Origin of the sequence: Herbaspirillum sp. C7C8 (assembly GCF_022627875.1) — a bacterium.
Taxonomy (GTDB): domain Bacteria; phylum Pseudomonadota; class Gammaproteobacteria; order Burkholderiales; family Burkholderiaceae_D; genus Herbaspirillum.
The window spans coordinates 276522-297315 of sequence record NZ_JABXGG010000004.1 but is presented as its reverse complement, the minus strand read 5'-3'; the positions used below and the strand labels follow the sequence as shown (position 1 = coordinate 297315).

The 20794-nt window shown below is 62.0% G+C and carries 15 protein-coding genes; 13 read left to right on the top strand and 2 right to left on the bottom strand.

Going from position 1 to position 20794, the window contains the following annotated elements; genetic code table 11:
- Positions 1-62: 62 nt before the first annotated feature.
- From aspS to HWE01_RS07765, 8 genes are all read left to right on the top strand, one after another.
- On the top strand, positions 63-1868 hold the full coding sequence (aspS, locus tag HWE01_RS07800; RefSeq protein ID WP_112068518.1) for an aspartate--tRNA ligase: 1806 nt from the start codon (positions 63-65) through the stop codon (positions 1866-1868).
- 246 nt (positions 1869-2114) lie between these two features.
- Positions 2115-3416 (top strand): MFS transporter, encoded by a 1302-nt coding sequence (locus HWE01_RS07795; RefSeq protein ID WP_241821478.1) that lies wholly within the window; start codon positions 2115-2117, stop codon positions 3414-3416.
- A gap of 8 nt (positions 3417-3424) precedes the next feature.
- Complete coding sequence (locus HWE01_RS07790; protein WP_175342980.1) at positions 3425-4654, top strand: metal-dependent hydrolase family protein; 1230 nt, start codon at positions 3425-3427, stop codon at positions 4652-4654.
- A gap of 120 nt (positions 4655-4774) precedes the next feature.
- Positions 4775-5680: a LysR substrate-binding domain-containing protein gene (locus HWE01_RS07785; RefSeq protein WP_008334333.1), complete on the top strand. Its 906-nt coding sequence runs from the start codon at positions 4775-4777 to the stop codon at positions 5678-5680.
- Positions 5681-5728: 48 nt separating this feature from the next.
- Entirely contained in the window at positions 5729-6232 is a 504-nt protein-coding gene (nudB, locus tag HWE01_RS07780) for a dihydroneopterin triphosphate diphosphatase (protein WP_241821477.1), read from the top strand.
- Between the two features lie 53 nt (positions 6233-6285).
- Positions 6286-7083, top strand: a complete 798-nt coding sequence (locus HWE01_RS07775) for an endonuclease/exonuclease/phosphatase family protein (RefSeq protein WP_241821476.1) — start codon at positions 6286-6288, stop codon at positions 7081-7083.
- A gap of 2 nt (positions 7084-7085) precedes the next feature.
- Positions 7086-8249 carry a phospholipase D-like domain-containing protein gene (locus HWE01_RS07770; protein ID WP_241821475.1) on the top strand — a complete coding sequence of 388 codons (1164 nt, stop codon included), beginning with the start codon at positions 7086-7088 and terminating at the stop codon, positions 8247-8249.
- 136 nt (positions 8250-8385) lie between these two features.
- Positions 8386-9561: an acetyl-CoA C-acetyltransferase gene (locus HWE01_RS07765; protein WP_008334339.1), complete on the top strand. Its 1176-nt coding sequence runs from the start codon at positions 8386-8388 to the stop codon at positions 9559-9561.
- A gap of 91 nt (positions 9562-9652) precedes the next feature.
- Here the strand turns inward: HWE01_RS07765 and HWE01_RS07760 are convergent, their stop codons facing one another.
- Positions 9653-11404: an SEL1-like repeat protein gene (locus HWE01_RS07760; protein WP_241821474.1), complete on the bottom strand. Its 1752-nt coding sequence runs from the start codon at positions 11402-11404 to the stop codon at positions 9653-9655.
- Positions 11405-11430: 26 nt separating this feature from the next.
- Positions 11431-14325: a type VI secretion system Vgr family protein gene (locus tag HWE01_RS07755; RefSeq protein WP_241821473.1), complete on the bottom strand. Its 2895-nt coding sequence runs from the start codon at positions 14323-14325 to the stop codon at positions 11431-11433.
- A 173-nt stretch (positions 14326-14498) separates the two neighbouring features.
- Between HWE01_RS07755 and HWE01_RS07750 the strand changes: the two genes are divergently transcribed.
- From HWE01_RS07750 to HWE01_RS07730, 5 genes are all read left to right on the top strand, one after another.
- Positions 14499-14873, top strand: coding sequence for an RNA-binding S4 domain-containing protein (locus tag HWE01_RS07750; protein WP_008334342.1), 375 nt, complete (start codon positions 14499-14501; stop codon positions 14871-14873).
- Positions 14874-14967: 94 nt separating this feature from the next.
- Positions 14968-15429: a hypothetical protein gene (locus HWE01_RS07745; RefSeq protein ID WP_241821489.1), complete on the top strand. Its 462-nt coding sequence runs from the start codon at positions 14968-14970 to the stop codon at positions 15427-15429.
- A 216-nt stretch (positions 15430-15645) separates the two neighbouring features.
- Entirely contained in the window at positions 15646-16353 is a 708-nt protein-coding gene (locus HWE01_RS07740) for a TetR/AcrR family transcriptional regulator (protein WP_008334346.1), read from the top strand.
- A gap of 17 nt (positions 16354-16370) precedes the next feature.
- Positions 16371-18161 carry an acyl-CoA dehydrogenase C-terminal domain-containing protein gene (locus HWE01_RS07735; RefSeq protein WP_008334348.1) on the top strand — a complete coding sequence of 597 codons (1791 nt, stop codon included), beginning with the start codon at positions 16371-16373 and terminating at the stop codon, positions 18159-18161.
- Between the two features lie 225 nt (positions 18162-18386).
- The gene (locus HWE01_RS07730) at positions 18387-20774 is read left to right on the top strand and encodes a 3-hydroxyacyl-CoA dehydrogenase/enoyl-CoA hydratase family protein (RefSeq protein ID WP_241821472.1); all 2388 of its coding nucleotides are present in this window, start codon (positions 18387-18389) and stop codon (positions 20772-20774) included.
- The last annotated feature ends 20 nt before the right edge of the window (positions 20775-20794 follow it).

Below are 20794 nucleotides of genomic sequence, written 5' to 3'. Positions count from 1 at the left end.
CCTTCGCCCTTAGCGTCTTCTCTTTCGAATTCAACAAGAACACTGTCAACGGAATCACAACCATGTCCATGCGAACCCAATACTGTGGCCTCACTACCGAGGCACTGCTCGGCCAAACCGTCAGCCTGTGCGGCTGGGTGCACCGTCGCCGCGATCACGGCGGCGTGATCTTCATCGACCTGCGCGACCGTGAAGGCCTGGTCCAGGTGGTCTGCGATCCGGATCGCGCGGATGTCTTCAAGAACGCCGAATCGGTGCGCAATGAGTTCTGCCTGCGCATCACCGGTCTCGTGCGCAACCGTCCGGAAGGCACCACCAACGCCAACCTGAAGTCGGGCAAGATCGAAGTGCTGTGCCACGAACTGGAAGTGCTGAACCCGTCGGTGACGCCGCCGTTCCAGCTCGATGACGACAGCCTGTCCGAAACCACCCGCCTGACCCACCGCGTGCTGGACCTGCGTCGTCCGCAGATGCAGAACAACCTGCGCCTGCGCTACAAGGTCGCCATGGAAGTGCGCAAGTTCCTGGATGCGCAAGGCTTCATCGACATCGAAACCCCGATGCTGACCAAGTCCACCCCGGAAGGCGCCCGCGACTACCTGGTGCCCTCGCGTGTGAACGCCGGTGAATTCTTCGCCCTGCCGCAGTCGCCCCAGCTGTTCAAGCAGCTGCTGATGGTGGCCAACTTCGACCGCTACTACCAGATCACCAAGTGCTTCCGCGACGAAGACCTGCGCGCTGACCGCCAGCCCGAATTCACCCAGATCGACTGCGAAACTTCCTTCCTCAACGAACAGGAAATCCGTGACCTGTTCGAAGGCATGATCCGCCTGGTCTTCAAGAACGCGCTGGACATCGACCTGCCGAACCCGTTCCCGGTGATGGACTTCGCCACCGCCATGGGCATGTATGGTTCGGACAAGCCGGACATGCGCGTCAAGCTGGAATTCACCGAGCTGACCGATGTCATGAAGGACGTGGACTTCAAGGTCTTCTCGGGTGCGGCCAACAGCGAAGGCGGCCGCGTGGTCGGCCTGCGCGTGCCGGGCGGTGCAGAAATGCCGCGTTCGGAAATCGACGCCTACACCCAGTTCGTCGCCATCTACGGCGCCAAGGGCCTGGCCTACATCAAGGTCAATGAAAAGGCCAAGGGTCGTGACGGCCTGCAGTCGCCCATCGTCAAGAACATCCACGATGCGGCCCTGAACGCCATCATCGAGAAGACCGGCGCACAAGACGGCGACCTGATCTTCTTCGGTGCCGACAAGGCCAAGGTGGTCAACGACGCCATCGGCGCGCTGCGCGTGAAGATCGGCCACAGCGAATTCGGCAAGAAGAACGGCCTGTTCGACGACGCATGGCGTCCGCTGTGGGTGGTCGACTTCCCCATGTTCGAATACGACGAAGACGGCCAGCGCTGGGTCGCCCTGCACCACCCGTTCACCTCGCCCAAGGATGGCCACGAAGACTTCATCTCGACCAACCCGGGTGCGGCCATCGCCAAGGCCTACGACATGGTGTTGAACGGTTGGGAACTGGGCGGCGGTTCGGTCCGTATCCACCGCGCCGACGTGCAGAGCAAGGTGTTCCGTGCCCTGAAGATCGATGACGAGGAAGCCCGCCTGAAGTTCGGCTTCCTGCTGGACGCCCTGCAATACGGCGCGCCCCCGCACGGCGGCATCGCCTTCGGCCTGGACCGCCTGGTCACCATGATGGCCGGTGCCGAATCGATTCGCGACGTGATCGCCTTCCCCAAGACCCAGCGCGCCCAGTGCCTGCTGACCCATGCGCCTTCGGAAGTGGACGAGAAGCAGCTGCGCGAGCTGCACATCCGCCTGCGCAATACCGAGCCGGCAGTGAAGGCCTGATCGTCTTATCGATTTTCTCGATAAGCCCATCGAAAAAAGCGCGTGCAGAAATGCACGCGCTTTTTTATTTTCTCCAGCGGATAGAATAATGGTTTAAATAATATAAATAATTAATCGCATAATTCACTAAATCATTTGCCGACGCATGCGCCCAGAGCATGGCTGCATGCACAGATATCATTTCCGCCTGCCCCTTGCTGACCCTATCATCGGCCGAACATTCAACGTCCGACATGAGGGGAGAGCATGCAAACAACGACATTACCAGCCGACGGGATTACGCTGGTGACCAATCACCAGCGCCGCCGCGCGATCATTGCGACCGTGATCGGCAATGGTCTCGAATGGTTCGATTTCACCGTCTACAGTTTCTTCGCGGTGATCATCGCCAAGCTGTTTTTCCCCACCGGCAATGACCTGACCTCGCTGCTGCTGGCGGTGGCCACCTTCGGTGTCGGTTTCTTCATGCGCCCGGTGGGCGGCATCCTGCTGGGCATCTACGCCGACCGCGTGGGGCGCAAGGCCGCGCTGTCGGTCACCATCCTGCTCATGGCCGTGGGCACCACCATGATCGGACTGGCGCCGACTTATGACAGCGTGGGCCTGTTTGCGCCGCTCATCATCGTTCTGGCGCGGCTGCTGCAAGGCTTCTCGGCCGGTGGCGAAATGGGTAGCGCCACCGCCTTCCTGACCGAATATGCCCCCGAGCGTGAACGCGCCTATTACTCCAGCTGGATTCAGGCCAGCATCGGCGTGGCCGTGCTGCTGGGTGCGGCGGTGGGTACCTTCGTTACCGCCAGCCTGGATGCACAGGCACTGGCCAGCTGGGGCTGGCGCCTGCCTTTCCTGCTGGGTATCGTGATCGGTCCGGTCGGATACTACATCCGCAACCACCTTGAAGAGACCCCGACCTTCCTCGAAGAAAAGGACAAGACCGATTCGCCCTTGAAGGACGTGATCCGCAACTTCCCGCGCGAGACCTCGGCCAGCTTTTCCATGGTGATCCTGTGGACGGTCTGTACCTATGTTCTGCTGTTCTACATGCCGACCTACTCGGTCAAGGTCCTGAAGCTGCCGCAGACGACCGGGTTCATCGCCGGCATGGTGGGCGGGCTCTGCATCATGGTGCTGGCACCCATCGTCGGACGCCTGGCTGACCGCATCGGACGCCGTCCGCTGCTCTCCGGCTCGGCTGCGCTGATCCTGGTACTGGCCTATCCCATGTTTGCCTACATCAACAGCGCGCCCAGTCTGTCGACGCTGCTGATCTTCCAGCTGGTCTTCGGCACCCTGATTGCGGCCTATACCGGTCCCATCCTGGCGGCGTTCTCCGAACTGTTCCCGGCCAAGGTGCTCTCGACCGGGTTGTCGGTGGCCTACAACCTGGCCGTGACCATCTTCGGCGGATTCGCCTCCTTCTTCATCACCTGGCTCATCGCCGCCACCGGCAGCACCATGGCCCCGGCCTTCTACGTGATGATCGCCGCTGCCATCAGCTTCGTCGGCACCCGCTTCGTGCGTGAGCCGCAGTACCTGCAACAAACCTGATTTCTGACATGACCAAGATTCTCCTCAAGGGCGGCAACGTCCTCGATCCGGCGCTGGGCAGCCTGTTTCCGCGCCATGATGTCCTGATCGAAAAAGACCGTATTACCGAAGTTTCCTCCACCCCGCTGGAGGTGAGCGGCGCGCGCGTGATCGACGTGAGCGGCAAGACCGTCATGCCCGGCCTGATCGACTGCCACGTCCACGTGCTGGCTTCGCTGGCCAACCTGGGCCTGAATGCCTTGCAACCCGGCTCGCTGACCTCGATCCGTGCCTTGCCCATCGTCGAAGCCATGTTGAACCGCGGCTTCACCAGTGTGCGCGATGCCGGCGGTGCCGACTGGGGCCTGGCGCAAGCCATCGCCATCGGCCTGGTGCCGGGTCCGCGCATCTTCCCGTCGGGCAAGGCACTCTCGCAGACCGGTGGCCATGGCGATTTCCGCCCGCGTTCCGACGTGCTGGAGCCGTGCTCCTGCGCCTTCCGCGCCGGTGCCATTGCACGGGTGGCCGATGGGGTGGATGCGGTACGCCTGGCCGCGCGCGAGGAATTGCAGAAGGGCGCCACCCAGATCAAGATCATGGCCTCCGGTGGCGTCGCCTCGCCAACCGATCCCATCGGCAATACGCAATACAGCGAAGATGAAATCCGCGCCATCGTGGCCGAGGCTGAAGCCGCGCAGACCTACGTGATGGCCCATGCCTACACCGGCCGCGCCATTGCCCGCGCCGTGCGCTGTGGCGTGCGCACCATCGAGCACGGCAACCTGGTCGATGCCGAGGCTGCGCGCGTCATGCGCGAGCACGGCGCCTTCGTGGTGCCCACGCTGGTGACCTACGACTCGCTGGCCCGCGACGGTGCCCGCCTGGGTTTGCCGCCGGACTCGGTGGCCAAGATCGAATCGGTGCGCCAGGCTGGCCGCGACTCGCTGCGCATCTATGCCGAGCACGGCGTGCAGATGGGCTTCGGCTCGGACCTGCTGGGCGAGATGCACCAGGACCAGTCGACCGAATTCCTGATCCGCGCAGAGATCCTCGGCAACCTGGAAACCATCCGTTCGGCGACCTCGATCGCCGCCGCCATCCTCCAGCGCGAAGGCGAACTGGGCACCGTGCGTAGCGGCGCCCTGGCCGACCTGATCGTGGTCGATGGCAACCCGCTGCAGGACATCACGCTGCTGACCGGGCAGGGCGAGCACCTGTCGCTGGTCATGCAGGCCGGCCACATCCACCGCACTCGCTGATCTGCGGCACTGCGTCCCTGCCGCCGCCGCTTTCCCTCTGCAACAGGAAAGCTGCGGCGGGCATGCTTTTCGCTCTACCATCTCGATCTGGATGAGACCTTTCGAGCTGGAGCGCCGACCATGCGTATATCGCCACTTCCCCCACTGCCTTCGCTGATCGCGTTTGAAGCCGCCATGCGCCATGGCAGCTTCACCCGCGCCGCTGCCGAACTGCACCTGACGCAAAGCGCCATCAGCCGCCAGATCGCCCAGCTGGAACGCTTTCTGGGCAAGAAGCTGTTCCTGCGGGAGCCGCGCGCCTTGCGCCTGACCGTCAGCGGCCAACGTTACGCGGCGCTGGTGCAGCGCCTGCTGGTCGATTGCGCCGAAGCCACCGAAGACATCATGAAACGCAAAGGCCATCAGGAGCTGACGGTGGCCTGTTCGCAGGGCGTGGCCGTACTGTGGCTCACGCCGCGCCTGGCACGTTTTCGTGCTCTGCATCCGGATTGCCACCTGCGCCTGATCGTCAACGACAGCCTGGCCCAGCTCTCAGAAACCGATTTCGACATGGGCATCTATTTCCTGCGCGATGGTCCGCCCTCCGGTATGGCGGTGCGCCGGCTGTATGACGAAGAAGTATTTCCGGTCTGTTCCCCGGCCTATCTGCGTGGCCGTACCCTGACCCCGGCCGACCTGCGCCACGAGACCCTGCTGATGCTGGAAGACGGGCAGCGGCAATGGATGTCCTGGCAGAACTGGATGGCACACAATGAAGTGCCGGATGCACGCATCGAGCACCAGATCCTGTCCAATCAATATCCCGTGCTGCTGCAACTGGCCATGGAAGGGCAGGGCATCGTGCTGGCCTGGCGCCACATGATCGATGCCTGCATACAACAGGGGCTGCTGGTACCTGCCTGTGCGGCCAGCGCCAGCCTGGGCGGCGGCTATTACGCCGTGTGGCCGCGCGACCGTATCGAACACGCGGCTGCACGGGCCTTTCGCAGCTGGCTGGTCGCCCAGAGCGAGGCTTCGCTGCTCTGAAACGGCCGTCCCGATACAATGGAGCCTTTCCCGCATCACGGACAGGCCATGACGCAAGCCAAGCCCTACAAGATTCCCGAATCGGTGCTGGTGGTGATCCACAGCGCCGACCAGCATGTGCTGCTGATCGAACGCGCTGACCAGCCCGGCTTCTGGCAATCGGTTACCGGTTCCAAGGACAGCCTCGATGAGCCCTTGTCGGAGACCGCCCGACGCGAAGTCGAGGAAGAAACCGGCATCGTGGTCAGCGATGGCGGCGTAGACTCGATACCGGGTGACGGAAACCGTGTGCCGCGCTCGCACCTGCGCGACTGGCAACTTTCCAACCTCTATGAAATCTATCCCGTCTGGCGGCATCGTTATGCGCCTGGCGTGACCAAGAATACCGAGCACGTCTTTGGCCTCCTGGTGCCGCGCGACATTCCCGTGACGCTGGCCCCGCGCGAGCACACCCGCCATGTGTGGCTGCCGTATCGCGAAGCGGCCGACCGCTGTTTCTCGCCTTCCAATGCCGAGGCGATCCTGCAGTTGCCGCGCTACCTCGCCCCATAGCACGGCCTTGCGCCAGGACGGCGCCGGACAAGAACAAGAGAAAGGCTGCATCGATGAAGCTGCGCGTTGCCACATACAACATCCACAAGGGCGTGACCTCCTTCGCTGGCCGCCCGCGCATCCTGGCGTTGAAGCAGGCGCTGGTACAACTGGATCCGGACATCCTGTTCCTGCAGGAAGTACAGGGCCGCCATGATCTCAACGCCCTGCGCCATGCCTCCAACTGGCCGCAGCAGGGACAGCACGAATACCTGGCTGGCGACACGCATCATGCCGCCTACGGCATGAACGCTGTCTATGACCATGGCCACCATGGCAATGCCCTGATCTCGCGCTTCGAAATCGCTTCCGTACGCAACCAGGATGTATCCGACCATGCCTACGAGTCACGCGGCATCCTGCATTGCGTGGTGCCGGTAGAAGGGGTGGAGGTGCATTGCTACGTGATCCACCTGGGCTTGTTCGCCGGGGGCAGGCGGCGCCAGATTGATGCGCTGATCCAGGCGGTGAGCACTTCCTCGCCGCCCGATGCGCCCCTGCTGATTGCGGGAGATTTCAATGACTGGACCAACCAGTTGAGCCGGACCTTGTACCACAACCTGGGCGTGACCGAGGTATTCGATCAGCCGCAAGCGAAGTCGCGCGGTGTCATGCAGGGCTTGCGCCGGCTCGGTGGCCTGTCGGCCACGATTCGTCCGGCGCGCACCTTTCCGGCCATGATGCCGTGGCTGCGACTGGACCGCATCTACGTGCGTGGTTTCCGGGTGGAGACGGCAGAGGTCTTGAAGGATGGCCCCTGGGCGCGCCTGTCGGATCATGCACCCATCGTCACCGAACTTCACCTGGCCTGATCTTGCGTCATCTCGCCTTCACCGACGGCAACCAGATTGCGCTGCTGCATAGTGGCGCGGGTTTCTATCCGGCCTTGATCAGCGCCATCGACGCTGCATGCGTTGAGATCTACCTGGAAACTTATATTTTTTCTCTTGACGATACAGGCGTACTGGTCTGCGACGCCCTGAAAAGGGCCGCCGAACGTGGTGTTGTGGTCTATGTCATCAATGATTGGCTAGGTACAGGACGGGAAAATACTAACAAATTGCGATTGGCGCTGACCTCCGCGGGGGTGCAGCATCGCTCCTTCAACCCGTGGTTCCGGCGTGGCGTAGCGCGCAGCCATCGCAAGTTGTGCGTGGTTGATCGGCAGGTGGCCTTCGTGGGTGGCCTCAACATCAATGACGACATGGTCTCCGACCGTGACCATGCCCGGCCCCTGCCGGCACCGCGCTGGGATTTTGCCGTGAGCGTGCTCGGTCCGCTGGTACAGGACATCTATCATGAAGTGCAGGCGCAATGGTTGCGTGTGGGGCGCATGAAGCTCAAGGCGCGCTGGCGCAACTTCAGGCGTCTGCGCCATGGTCATCCCGGGCCGGTGCATGACCAGACCCAGGCCGCGCTGGTGGTGCGCGACAACTTCCGCAACCGGCGCACCATCCAGCGTGCCTATCTGCAGGCTCTGGGTCGTGCACGCGAGACGGCGTTCCTGGCCAATCCTTATTTCGCCCCGGGACGCAAGATGCGTCGTGCGCTGGAAGAGGCCGCCATGCGCGGGGTGAAGGTGACCTTGCTGCTGGGTGTGGGACAGTTCGTGATGCAGGATGCGGTGGCACATTCCTTCTATCCCAAGCTCTTGCGCGCGGGGGTGCGCATCGTCGAATACACCCATACCGAACTGCATGCCAAGGTTGCGGTGGTTGATGACCGGTGGGCCACCGTGGGCTCCAGCAACTATGATGGTCTTTCCCTCTTCGTGAACCAGGAGGCCAACGTGGTGGTGCAGGATCCGGCCTTTGCCGGCTATCTGCGCCAGGAAATCGAGGCCGGGGTGGCGCAGGGGCGGGTGGTGCATCTGTCGGACTTCATGCACGTACCGTGGTACAAGCGCGCGGCCTATGGTGCCGCCTTCCTCCTTTATCGCACGGTAATTCACATCATTACGCTGGGAAAAGACGCTTAGGACTTTTTGCCGGGTGTTTGATTTACCGAAAATTCACCATATCGCCTTCGCAGCTGAAATGGAATAAGATGACCATCCCGGTTTTCGAAGGGCGGCCGCACGCGGCTTCCTGCACTTTCAATAAAAGGAGCGAGTTATGGATGATGTGGTCATTGTCGCAGCACAGAGAACGGCGATCGGCAAATTCGGCGGGTCCTTGTCGAAGATTGCGGCGGCCGATCTGGGTGCGCAAGTCATCAAGGCCCTGCTGGCCAAGACCGGCATCAAGCCCGAAGCCATCAGTGAAGTCATCCTCGGCCAGGTGCTGACGGCGGGCCTGGGCCAGAACCCGGCGCGCCAGTCGGTCATCAAGTCGGGTCTGCCCGACATGGTCCCGGCCTTCGTGGTCGGCAAGGTCTGCGGCAGCGGCCTGAAGGCCGTGCAACTGGCGGCCCAGGCCATCCGTTGCGGCGATGCGCAGATCGTCATCGCCGGCGGCCAGGAAAACATGAGTGCGTCCCCGCACGTGCTGAACAATTCCCGTGACGGCTTCCGCATGGGCGATGCCAAGCTGACCGATACCATGATCGTCGACGGTCTGTGGGACGTCTACAACCAGTACCACATGGGTATTACCGCCGAGAACGTCGCCAAGAAGTTCGAGATCAGCCGTGAAGAGCAGGACGCCTTCGCTGCCGCGTCGCAGAACAAGGCTGAAGCGGCGCAGAAGGCCGGCAAGTTCAAGGATGAGATCGTCCCCATCGAGATCAAGGGCAAGAAGGAAACCGTGGTCTTCGATACCGATGAATTCGTCAAGCATGGTGTGACCGCCGAAGCGCTGGCGGGTCTGCGTCCGGCCTTCGACAAGGCGGGTACGGTGACGGCCGGCAACGCTTCGGGCATCAATGATGGCGCCGCTGCGGTGGTGGTCACCTCGGCCAAGCTGGCCGCTGAACTGGGCCTGCCGGTGCTGGCCAGGATCAAGGCTTACTCTTCGGCCGGCCTGGACCCCAGCATCATGGGCATGGGCCCGGTGCCGGCTTCCCAGCTGACCCTGAAGAAGGCCGGCTGGAGCCCGCAGGATCTGGACCTGATGGAGATCAACGAAGCCTTTGCTGCGCAAGCCATTGCGGTGAACAAGCAGATGGGCTGGGACACCAGCAAGATCAACGTCAACGGTGGCGCCATTGCCCTGGGCCACCCCATCGGCGCTTCGGGTTGCCGCGTGCTGGTGACGCTGCTGCACGAGATGGTGCGCCGTGATGCCAAGAAGGGTCTGGCCAGCCTCTGTATCGGTGGTGGCATGGGTGTGGCGCTGGCGGTGGAGCGTTGAGTCGTCCACTCGGTTTGTTGCGATGAGGAAACGCCGGCTTGATCGCCGGCGTTTTTCTTTGGAGCAAGACAATGCTGACTTGCTCAACAGTTCAATGTCCGTGCTCTTCGGAATGCAGAGGATCGAAGTTGCGGATGGTGATGTCTTTACGCCCCGATGGCAGGGGTTGATTCGCCTGATCCAGCCATTGCCACTGAATATCTTTTGGAGAAATATCCAGACCGCGATCACGCGGATCCGGGAAAGGCTGTCCTTCTTCGACATAGGCCTGGCGCGTCCATAGGTTGAAGACCTTGGACAGGGGGTGGGCGGAATCAATGCTGCCGTGCCAGATGCCGGTAGCAGGAGCCGGGAGCAAGCCGCTGGAGCGCAATTCGCGTGAGGGGACGGGGATCTCGCGCAGCACGCCTTGCGGGACCCGCCAGTCAGGGACATGCCGTGCAGCCAGTGGTTTTGGAACAGGCGTGCCGAGATAGTGGAAACGAAGAACGCCGGATTCTTTTGTAAAGTCTTCTGGGGGTGTGAAGGATTCGCCCTGTGCGTAGTACATGGGTATCTGTGCAGCATTCCACGCCACTTGCTTGGGTGTGTAAGGTTTGGCCAATTGTGCTAGCCAAAACCCGCTGATGATGGCATCGGTGTGCAGATGCTGGATCAGGTGGCCACCTTGCGGCTCGTCGGGGAGGACAAAGCCGTCGGGGATATGAGCGCGGCCCTGTCGCAGTGAAGCAGGGGAAGGTTTGATGTCCGCCAGTGAGGTTGTCTTGACTGGCTTGGCGCCATCGATCAGGGTTTGCTTGTCGCCATCCCAGTAGGGGAGGATGGCCGGAGGCAGAGGCAGCACCTTGTCCAGGTTGGGAAGGCGGAGGTCGGGGTTGAGGCGGAGCATGTCGGCGATGGCAGCGTATCTTTCCGCACGACTTTTATCCTGAAATTTATTGACCACCTTTCGTCCATCATCAAATTCGACGAACAGCTTGTTAGCACTGTCTTGGCTGCCAAACTTGACCCCATCGTGAAGAATATGTAACGCCCGCTCAAACTGCTCATGAAAGCTCAGCTCGTGACCTAACAAATACGCAGCGTTTCCATTTTCCTGTTGGTAACCACATTCCATCATCTTGATGGCCATCCCTCTGTTTCCCCAGAAGGCTCCTTTGGGATCATCGTAAGAGGCGTTGAGCTTGTCGCCAAGGTAAGCTAATGCATCAGAACTTCCCATATTGGCGGCATGCGCCCAGAAAGCATATGCTCGGGTGGCATCTTGCTTAACACCAGTTCCATTCATGTGATAGGTTCCCATCAGGTCAAAGGCCTTTGGGACGCCCAGTGACATTGCCTTCTCCACCAGTTGAACAGCGCGCTCACTGTTGCGCTCAACCCCGGTTCCTTGCAAATGAAGAGTGGCAAGGTTCAGAATGGCGCGCCAGTGATTTTGTTCAGCCGCTTTCGTCCATAGAATGGCAGCTTTCCTGTAGTCTCGATCTTCGGGCCAGAGATCGTAACTGGTTGCAGCGAGGCCTTCTCTGTACCACTGCTCAGCCTCGTCGTTGACCCGTGGCTCCAGGCTTCTTTCATACTGGCAGTAAAATTCTGTTCGATGCGGATCAAAGGCGATCAATTTCATATTGCGCGGGAGAGTTTGCATGATGCATCCAGGGATAAACATCGCTGAGATACGGGAAAAACCTTCTTCGCCGCAGATCAATACTTCAAGCTGGTTGGCGTGATAGATCGGAGAGTTGCTGTCTTCTTTGCGCTCCAGCAGCCATTGTGCCGTTGCGGTAGCACTACGTTTGCGCAGGTCGATGGGGACGCTGCCTGGGTGGTAGGTCTGTGTCATGGAGATGATCCGGGAAGGGAAATGGTTCAGGCGCCTGCATGGCGCAGGCGGCTCTCTGCGTCCGCTTCTGTGCTGCGGTAGCCCGAGGCCGCCAGCTGTTGGTCCAGTGCACTGATCTGCTCGTGGACCGGTAAATCAAAGCGGTAGCCATTGGGGAGCTTGACCGAGTAGTTGTCGTCGCCCGGTTGATGGCCTTCGATCCGCAATCGCCCGGCCGCGTCAGTGACGCCCACGGCGATCTGCGCCCCCTGCTTGAAGAGCGTGTAGGGTTGCTGTGCCAGCGGCCTTCCATCGCGCGCATGACTGCGCAGGCGGACCATCAAACTGGCGCTGTGCCGCAGTTCTTCGTAAGTGGTCGGCGGCGGGATATCGGGCGGCGGGCAATTCGCCGGGCCCAGTACATGATGTGTGGCCGCCTGCTGGCGCCATTCTCCGGGAGTACCGTGCTCGATCATGTCGGCATTCCAGCGGCTGAAGCTGCCCCCGCCGCTGACCTCCGTGTTCTCGCGCGAACGGATACTGATCTTGGGCGCCTGCAGGATGATCTCTTCGCTGGCCTCCAGCAGAATGCGCCGCGCGGCAGAGAGGTCGATATGTTCTTCGTGGGCCTGTACCTTGATGCTGCCTTTGCCGCTGATCAGCTTCATGTGCTTGGCCGCAAAAGCCGCCAACATCTCGCCGGCCCGCATCAGGAGGCTGCGCCCTGTGCTGACCTGGGTATTGGCCTGGCTGACCATGTCGATGTGTTGCGCTGCGCCCAACACCATGGTGTCCTGGCTCGTGATGCTCACGCCCGCCGGTGCGTCCACGGCGACCATGGGCGTCTCGGTGCGCACTGCTTCGCTGCTGGGATCGCCCGCATCCCAGGCCTGCAGTTGGGTGCTGATGCGCTCCAGCTGGGCCAGATCGGTTGCCTCGGCGTGATGCCTGGCGGCATCCTGGCTCAGGCGCTGCGCCAGCTCTTGCAGATCGCGCAGTGTCTCCAGCAGGACGGCACGCTCCAGGATGCGACCGCGTCCTCGGTCCTGGCGTTGCGCGGTGATCAGGACGCCCTTGCCGGCACGCAGCACGCCGTGTCCGTCAGTTCTGGTTTCCACGCCCTCGCCACGATCATTGCCTTGGCCGTCGTGGCGTGGTTCGGTCAGATAGCCCAGGTTGATCTGGCTGTGCTGGTGTTCGCTGGCCAATTGCGTGCTGATCTGGCCGGGGGTGTCATCCAGGCGCAACTGGTTGTAGCGCGCGCCGTCTATCTCCTTGGACTTGATGCCGGACAGGAAGCGGTTGCCCGGCAAACCGCCTGCGTGGCTGAAGCGCGCCGGCAGGTTGAGGCCGTTGTGCAGGACCCCGGCGACGAACATCTTGTCCGGATCGCCACCGAGAAAATCGATCAGTACTTCCATGCCGACCCGGGGCACGGCGTCGTGTCCATAGCCTGCCCCGGCCCAGGCGCTCGATACGCGCACGAAGGCGCTGTCCTGGTCATGGCCGCTGGTGCCCGCACCTTGGGCATGGGCGTGGTCTTGCGCTTGCAGGCCCTGCAACTGCACCTTGATGCGTCCCAAGGCATCGCAGTACACCTCTTGCTGTGCCGGCCCCACCACCAGCGCCGTGATCGGATGCACGGCAGGCAGATGCCGGCGCGGATCGTAATGCGGGGTCAGCGAGGCAGTGCGCCGCACGCAGCTGAGGCGATTGTGATAGCGCAGATCGCTTGTACCTTGCGGTGCTCCGGCTTGCCACTGGAGTTCCGGCAAGAGTCGGCGGATGGAATCCTGCAAGACCTTGGGGAAATTGTTTTCGGCGCGCTGTTGCAGCGAGGTGACGATGAATTCGCGCTGCGAGGCATTCCGGTAGCGCATATCGGGATGCTGTTCCAGAACGAACCAGTGTCCTACCGCCAGATCGCGCACACTGCCACTGGCCTGGAAGGATTCGCAACGGCCTTCGTGCGCCAACATACGTGCATCGGCCAGGCGTACCTGGTCCAGCAGGTTCTCTGCCATATGGGGCGCGTCGATGAAGCGATCGGTGATGGCCAGACCGAGTTCGGTGCCGGCCCTTCCCTGGTCCACGATGCCATGGCTGATTACGTCATCGATGCGTACCGATTTATAGTCCCAGCTGGCGCGTTGCACGCTGGTCGGTGTGAGGCTGCGTTCGCAACTCCATGCGCTGATGGTGTCGCGTTCTTCGGTGGCGCCGTCGCGGTGATAACGCACGTTGGCCGCGCTGGCTTGCGGTAGCAGCGCCACCTGGTCGCAGAACACCAGGGTGTGAGCTGGCGTGGTTGAGGTGTCGATACCGTCCGACGCCTGGGGTGTGGCGATGTACCAGGTGATACCCTCGCGTCGGCAAAGCCGTTCGATGAAGTGCGCATCAGACTCGTTGAATTGATGGCTGATCTCGCGGATCGGATAGCGCGCATCGTCGAGCCGGTCGAGGTCGAAGGAAAAGGCACTGGCCAGCACAGGACTACGCTGGCGCCATTCGCGCAGCATGATCTCAAGGATGCTCGGTACGTTCTTGCCGCGGAAGACGCGCGTGTTGATCCGTTCCCTCATCACCGAGAGCGCATCACGCAGCGTCAACTGATAGACCCGCAGCGCCCCATCGGCATGGCCGGCCCGCGCTTCGGTGATCAAGCCATTGATATGGTGCAGGCCGCCGCGGTCGGTCACCATCTCTACGCCGATCGGCTGCCCCAGCAGTTCTTGCAGGGGCAGATCGGGATCGATGGACAGGCAAGTCAGCTGTCCTTCCAGTCCCTCCAGCAGCGCTTCGCGCAGCTCTACCCGTTGCACCAGCAGTTGTTGGGAGAAATGGGCTTCACGCTGGCTCCAGCGCAATCGGAGGGGACGATATTGCTGGGTCAGGATGGCCTGGGTGAAGGCCGTCGTGACTGTCGAGAGGTCGTCGGTCATGGCGGGTACCGGAACAATGAAGGCGGGTTGAGCAAGCCGCAAAGCATAAGTACACCGATCCACAGGGAAAGCGATGAGCCCGATAAAGACCAGGTTTCCCGATTTTCTTGTGTATATTTTTAGAAAAATATCGATAATTACCGCAAGATCATTTTTCTCCCATCCCCAACAGCATGGACACAACGCGCATCGACAAATGGTGCTGGGCTGCACGCTTCTTCAAGACGCGTTCGCAGGCCACCGAAGCCGTGGAGCGCGGCCGCATCAAGCTCAACGGCGAACGCACCAAGCCCGCCCACAACGTCAGGAATGGCGACCGCCTGGACATCGACAACGGTTCCACCGAGTGGGAGGTGCTGGTTACCGGCATCGCCGACAAGCGTGGCTCGGCCGCCATTGCCGCGACCCTCTACCAGGAAAGCGAAAAGAGCATCGCGCGCCGTGCCGCCCAGGCCGAGCGTCATCGTCTCTTCCGCGAACCCTCGGCCGAGATCAAGGGGCGACCGACCAAGCGCGACCGCCGTCTGCTGGACCGATCCTCCTCCTGAGCGGGTGACAGCGCCACCGCAGCGCAGGCTCGTTGTAAGATGAGGACCGGTTTTTGTGGCCCGTCTTTTCTCCAACCCAGGTGCAAAGGTGCAGATGTCTCAGGTGGTCTCTTCCGAATCGACGCAGCCCGTTCCGATGACGCGGCCGCTCCGCAAGGAGTGCCCGCCCGGCGCCTGCGACTGCCAGCGCGAAGCCCTGCTGGAATGCCTGCACGCCCCCGAGGCTCGCGTGCTGTGGCTGACCCGCGAAGAAGAAAAGCGCCTGATCGAACGCATCACCCGCATCGCCACCTATGACGAGCTGCTGCACGTGCGCAGCCTCATGCGCAAGAACCTCGGCATCCACCTGCACATCAGCCCCGGTCCCAACGAAGTGCGCACCGTGCGCGGCCTGCAGATCCACCTGGCCGAGCAGCCCGGCCTGTGCCGCAAGACCCGCGATACCATCCCGGCGGCCATTCGCAAGTGCCTGGAAAACAACCCCACCATCGTCTACGCCCTGCTCGATGCCCATGACCTGCTGGGCAGCGCCAGTCCCCCTGCCGAGTCCGCCTGAAGGCTTGCCGCCAGGAAAAATCCCTGCGGCAAGCCGGCCCGATTTTTTGTTTGACATTTGCGGCGCGATGAATAATAGTACGATCGTTCGAATAAATTCTGCATGAAGAATAATTCATGTCGAATCCATCAGGGCACAAGACAGCGGACCCCGAGCCGCGCCCGTCGAACCGGTTCCTTCCCGCCGCCGCCTGCGGCGGATATCAAAGAGACAACGATGACTGAGACAAGCAAGGTGACCACCGCGCCCGCCCGGCCCAAGTTCCTGCGCAAGGGCGAGCAGACCCGCGCCGCCATCCTCGATGTGGCGCTGGAGCTGGCCAGCCGCGATGGCCTGGAAGGGCTCACCATCGGCCTGCTGGCCGAGAAGATGAAGATGAGCAAGTCCGGTGTCTTCGCCCATTTCGGCTCGCGCGAGGATTTGCAGATCGAGGTCGTGCGCCTGTACCACAACCGTTTCGAGCAGGATGTGTTCTATCCCTCCATCAAGGAGCCGCGCGGCCTGCCGCGCCTGGAAGGCATGTTCGCGCGCTGGATCAAGCAGGTCACGGTGGAAATCGCCCTGGGCTGCATCTACATCAGCGGTGCGGTCGAGTACGACGATCGCCCGGGCGCCATTCGCGATCATCTGGTGGCCATGGTCCAGGCCTGGCGCGATGCGCTGGAACGCTGCATCAAGCAGGCCATGGAAGCCGGCCACCTGCGCACCGACATCGAGGTCAGCCAGATGGTCTATGAGATGTATGGCCTGATCCTGGCCCTGCATCATGATGCGCGCTTCCTGCATATCCCAGGCAGTGTCGAACGTGCCGAGGCCAGCTTCCGCCGCCTCATCGACAGCTATCGTCCGCAGGGCAGCCACAGCAAGAGCGGCAGCGCGACCACGTCCAAGAATTCCAAATCGGCTGCCAGGAAGGCAGCGTAACCCGTCCGGAGACATTCATGCCCCAATACAACGCCCCCTTGCGCGACATGCAGTTCGTGCTGCACGAGCTGCTCAATGTCGAGGAAGTGTTCAAGGAACTGCCGCCCCACGCCGACACCAACCGCGAACTGGTGGATCAGGTGCTGGAAGAGGGCGGCAAGTTTGCCTCGCAGGTCCTGTTCCCGCTGAACCATTCGGGTGACCGCGAGGGCTGTCACTACGATCGCGAGAGCAAGGCCGTGACCACGCCCAAGGGTTTCAAGCAAGCCTACCAGCAATACGTGCAAGCCGGCTGGGCGGCGCTGTCCTGCGATCCGGAATTCGGCGGCCAGGGCCTGCCGCTGACGATCAACAACTCCTTCTACGAGATGCTGAACTCGTCCAACCAGGCCTGGACCATGTATCCCGGCCTGTCGCATGGCGCCTACGAGTGCCTGCATGCGCACGGTTCGGAAGAACAGAAGCAGCTCTACCTGCCCAAGCTGGTCTCGGGCGAATGGACCGGCACCATGTGCCTGACCGAAGCGCACTGCGGCACCGACCTGGGCCTCTTGCGCAGCAAGGCCGAGCCGCAGGCTGACGGTTCCTACAAGATCACCGGCAACAAGATTTTCATCTCCGCCGGAGAAAACGACGTTTCCGACAATATCGTTCACCTGGTGTTGGCGCGATTGCCCGATGCACCGGAAGGTTCGAAAGGAATTTCACTTTTCCTGGTTCCCAAGTTTTTGCCCAATGCCGACGGCTCGCTGGGCGCGCGCAACCCGATCTTCTGCGGCGCCATCGAAGAGAAGATGGGCATCCACGGCAATGCCACCTGCCAGATGAACCTGGACGGCGCTACCGGCTGGCTGATCGGCCAGCCGCACAAGGGCCTGCAGGCCATGTTCGTCTTCATGAATGCAGCCCGCCTGGGCGTGGGCATGCAGGGGCTGGGCCTGACCGAAGTGGCTTACCAGAACGCCCTGGTCTACGCCAAGGACCGCCTGCAGATGCGTAGCCTGTCCGGCATCAAGGCGGCCGACAAGCCGGCTGACCCGATCATCGTGCATCCCGATGTGCGCCGCATGCTGCTGACCGCCAAGGCGTTTGCCGAAGGTGGCCGTGCCTTCACCTCCTATGTCGCCCTGGAGCTGGACAAGGAACTGACCCATCCGGACGAGCAGGTGCGCAAGGACGCCGCCGACATCGTGGCCCTGCTGACCCCGGTGGTGAAAGCCTTCCTGACCGACAACGCCTGGATGGCCACCTCCGAGTGCCTGCAGGTCTATGGCGGCCACGGCTACATCGCCGAATGGGGCATGGAGCAATACGTGCGCGATGCCCGCATCAACATGATTTATGAAGGGACCAACACCATCCAGTCGCTGGACCTGCTGGGTCGCAAGATCCTGATGGACAACGGCGCCAAGCTGAAGAAATTCGGCGCGCAGATCCAGGCCTTCGTGGAAGAGCACGGCACAGATGAATCCATGTCTGAATTCATCACCCCGCTGGCCGACATCGGCGACAAGGTCACCAAGCTGACCATGGAAATCGGCATGAAGTCCTTCGCCAACCAGGATGAAGCCGGTGCGGCTGCCGTACCTTACCTGCGCGTGGTGGGCCACCTGGTGTTCTCCTACCTGTTCGCCCGCATGGCCAAGATCGCGCTGGAAAAGCAGGACAGTGGCGACAGCTTCTATACCGCCAAGCTGGCCACGGCGCGCTTCTACTTCGCCCGCCTGCTGCCGGAAACCGCGATGCTGATCCGCCAGGCCCGTTCGGGCGCCGGCAACCTGATGGCGCTGGACGCAGCGTTGTTCTGACCGCAACACCATGCCGTGTGCGGGCTGTCGGCCTGCACGCGGCGTTGATCCACCGCAATATGGGCCGCCATGGCGTCACGTGGACGTCACTGCGGCAGGGCATGCTGAGAGCCGCCGCCTTGCAAGGGACAAAGAGCGTACAGTAGCTGCTCGTCCCAGCGGCGCAGCACCTTGCCAGGCCCGAATTCATGTTTCATGTTTGCAGCACCAGCAAAGGAGATTTGCGTGTCCAATTTCATCGTCAAAAAAGTGGCCGTGCTCGGCGCGGGCGTCATGGGGGCGCAGATTGCCGCCCACTGCATCAATGCCCGCGTGCCGGTCGTGCTGTTCGACCTGCCGGCCAAGGAAGGCCCGAAGAACGGCATCGTGCAACGCGCCATCGAGAACCTCAAGAAGCTCAGCCCCGCACCGCTGGGCAACAAGGATGACGCGGCCCTGATCCAGGTCGCCAACTACGAGGATGACCTGGCCGTGCTGGAAGGCTGCGACCTCATCATCGAAGCCATCGCCGAGCGCATGGACTGGAAGCACGACCTCTACAAGAAGGTCGCCCCGCACATCGGCCCCAAGGCCATCTTCGCCTCCAATACCTCGGGCCTGTCGATCAATGCCTTGTCCGAAGGTTTCGATGCCGGCCTGAAGGCGCGCTTCTGCGGCGTGCACTTCTTCAACCCGCCGCGCTACATGCACCTGGTCGAACTGATCCCGACCCAATCGACCGAACCGCACATCCTCGACCAGCTCGAAGCCTTCCTCACCACCACTCTCGGCAAGGGCGTGGTACGTGCCTTCGATACCCCCAACTTCGTGGCCAACCGCGTGGGCGTGTTCGGCATCCTGGCCACCATCATCGAAGCCGACAAGTATGGCCTCTCGGTCGATGTGGTCGATGACCTGACCGGTGCCAAGCTGGGCCGCGCCAAGTCCGGTACCTTCCGTACCGCCGACGTGGTGGGCCTGGATACCATGGGCCACGTCATCAGGACCATGCAGGACAACCTGAAGGACGATCCCTTCTTCTCCTCCTATGCCACCCCGCCGCTGCTGGCCAAGCTGGTCGAGCAGGGCGCACTGGGCCAGAAGAGCGGCGCCGGTTTCTACAAGAAGGTCGGCAAGGACATCCTGCGCATCGATCCGGCCAAGGGCGACTACGTCCCGGGCGGTGCCAAGGCCGATGACATCATCGCCCGCATCCTCAAGGAAAAGGATCCGGTCAAGCGCATGAAGGCGCTGCATGATTCGACCAATCCGCAAGGCCAGTTCCTGTGGGCCATCTTCCGCGATGCCTTCCACTACATCGCCGTGCACCTGGAATCGGTGGCCGACAACGCCCGTGACCTCGACTTCGCCATGCGCTGGGGCTTCGGCTGGAGCGTCGGTCCCTTCGAGACCTGGCAAGCTGCCGGTTGGAAGCAGATCGCGCAATGGGTCAAGGAAGACATCGAGGCCGGAAAGGCACTCTCCACCGCACCGCTGCCCGACTGGGTCTTCGATGGTCGTGATGGCGTGCATTCGGAGAAGGGTTCCTGGTCGCCTTCCAAGAAGGCTGACGTGGCTCGTTCCGAACTGCCGGTCTACCAGCGCCAGGCTTTCCGCGCCCCGCTGGTGGGCGAGGGTGCAGCCGACGGCACGAGCGCCGGCACCACCTTCTTCGAAGACGAATCGGTACGCATCTGGCACCAGAATGACGATGTGCTGATCCTGTCCTTCAAGACCAAGATGCACGTGATCGGCCAGGGCGTGATCGATGGCATGAACAAGGCCGTCACCGAAGCCGAACAGAACTTCAAGGGCCTGGTGATCTGGCATCCGGATTCAGCCGAAGGCGGCGCCTTCTCGGCCGGCGCCGACCTGCAATCGATGCTGCCGCTGTTCATGTCCGGTGGCGTCAAGGCCATCGAGCCGGTGGTGCACCAGCTGCAGCAGGCGCACCAGCGCCTGAAGTACGCCAGCGTGCCGGTGATCGCTGCTGTGGCGGGTCTGGCGTTGGGCGGTGGCTGCGAATTGCTGCTGCATACCGCCAAGCGCGTGGTCTCCATCGAGTCCTATATCGGCCTGGTGGAAGTGGGCGTGGGCCTGATCCCGGCCGGTGGCGGCCTCAAGGAAGCCGCCGTGCGCGCGGCCCGCGAAGCCAAGGGCAATGACATCCTGCAATTCCTGAAGGAATACATGCTGGCTGCGGCCACTGCCAACGTCTCCAAGTCCGCACTGGAAGCGCGCAAGCTGGGCTACCTGCGCGAGGATGACGTCATCGTCTTCAACCCCTATGAATTGCTGCACGTGGCCAAGGTCGAGGTGCGTGCGCTGTTCGACGCCGGCTACCGTCCGCAGCTGCCGCCGCAGGTGCCGGTGATCGGCCGCAACGGTCTGGCCACCATCATGGCGCAGTTGGTCAACATGCGTGATGGCGGTTTCATCTCGGCCCACGACTTCAAGCTGGGCAAGATGATCGCCGAGACCGTCGCCGGTGGCGAGGTGGAAGAGGGCAGCATCGTCAATGAACAATGGCTGCTCGACATCGAGCGCAAGTTCTTCATGGAGCTGCTCAACCACCCCAAGACCCAGGAACGCATCATGGGCATGATGCAAACCGGCAAGCCTGTGCGCAATTAATGAAACCTCTCTCCCCCCTG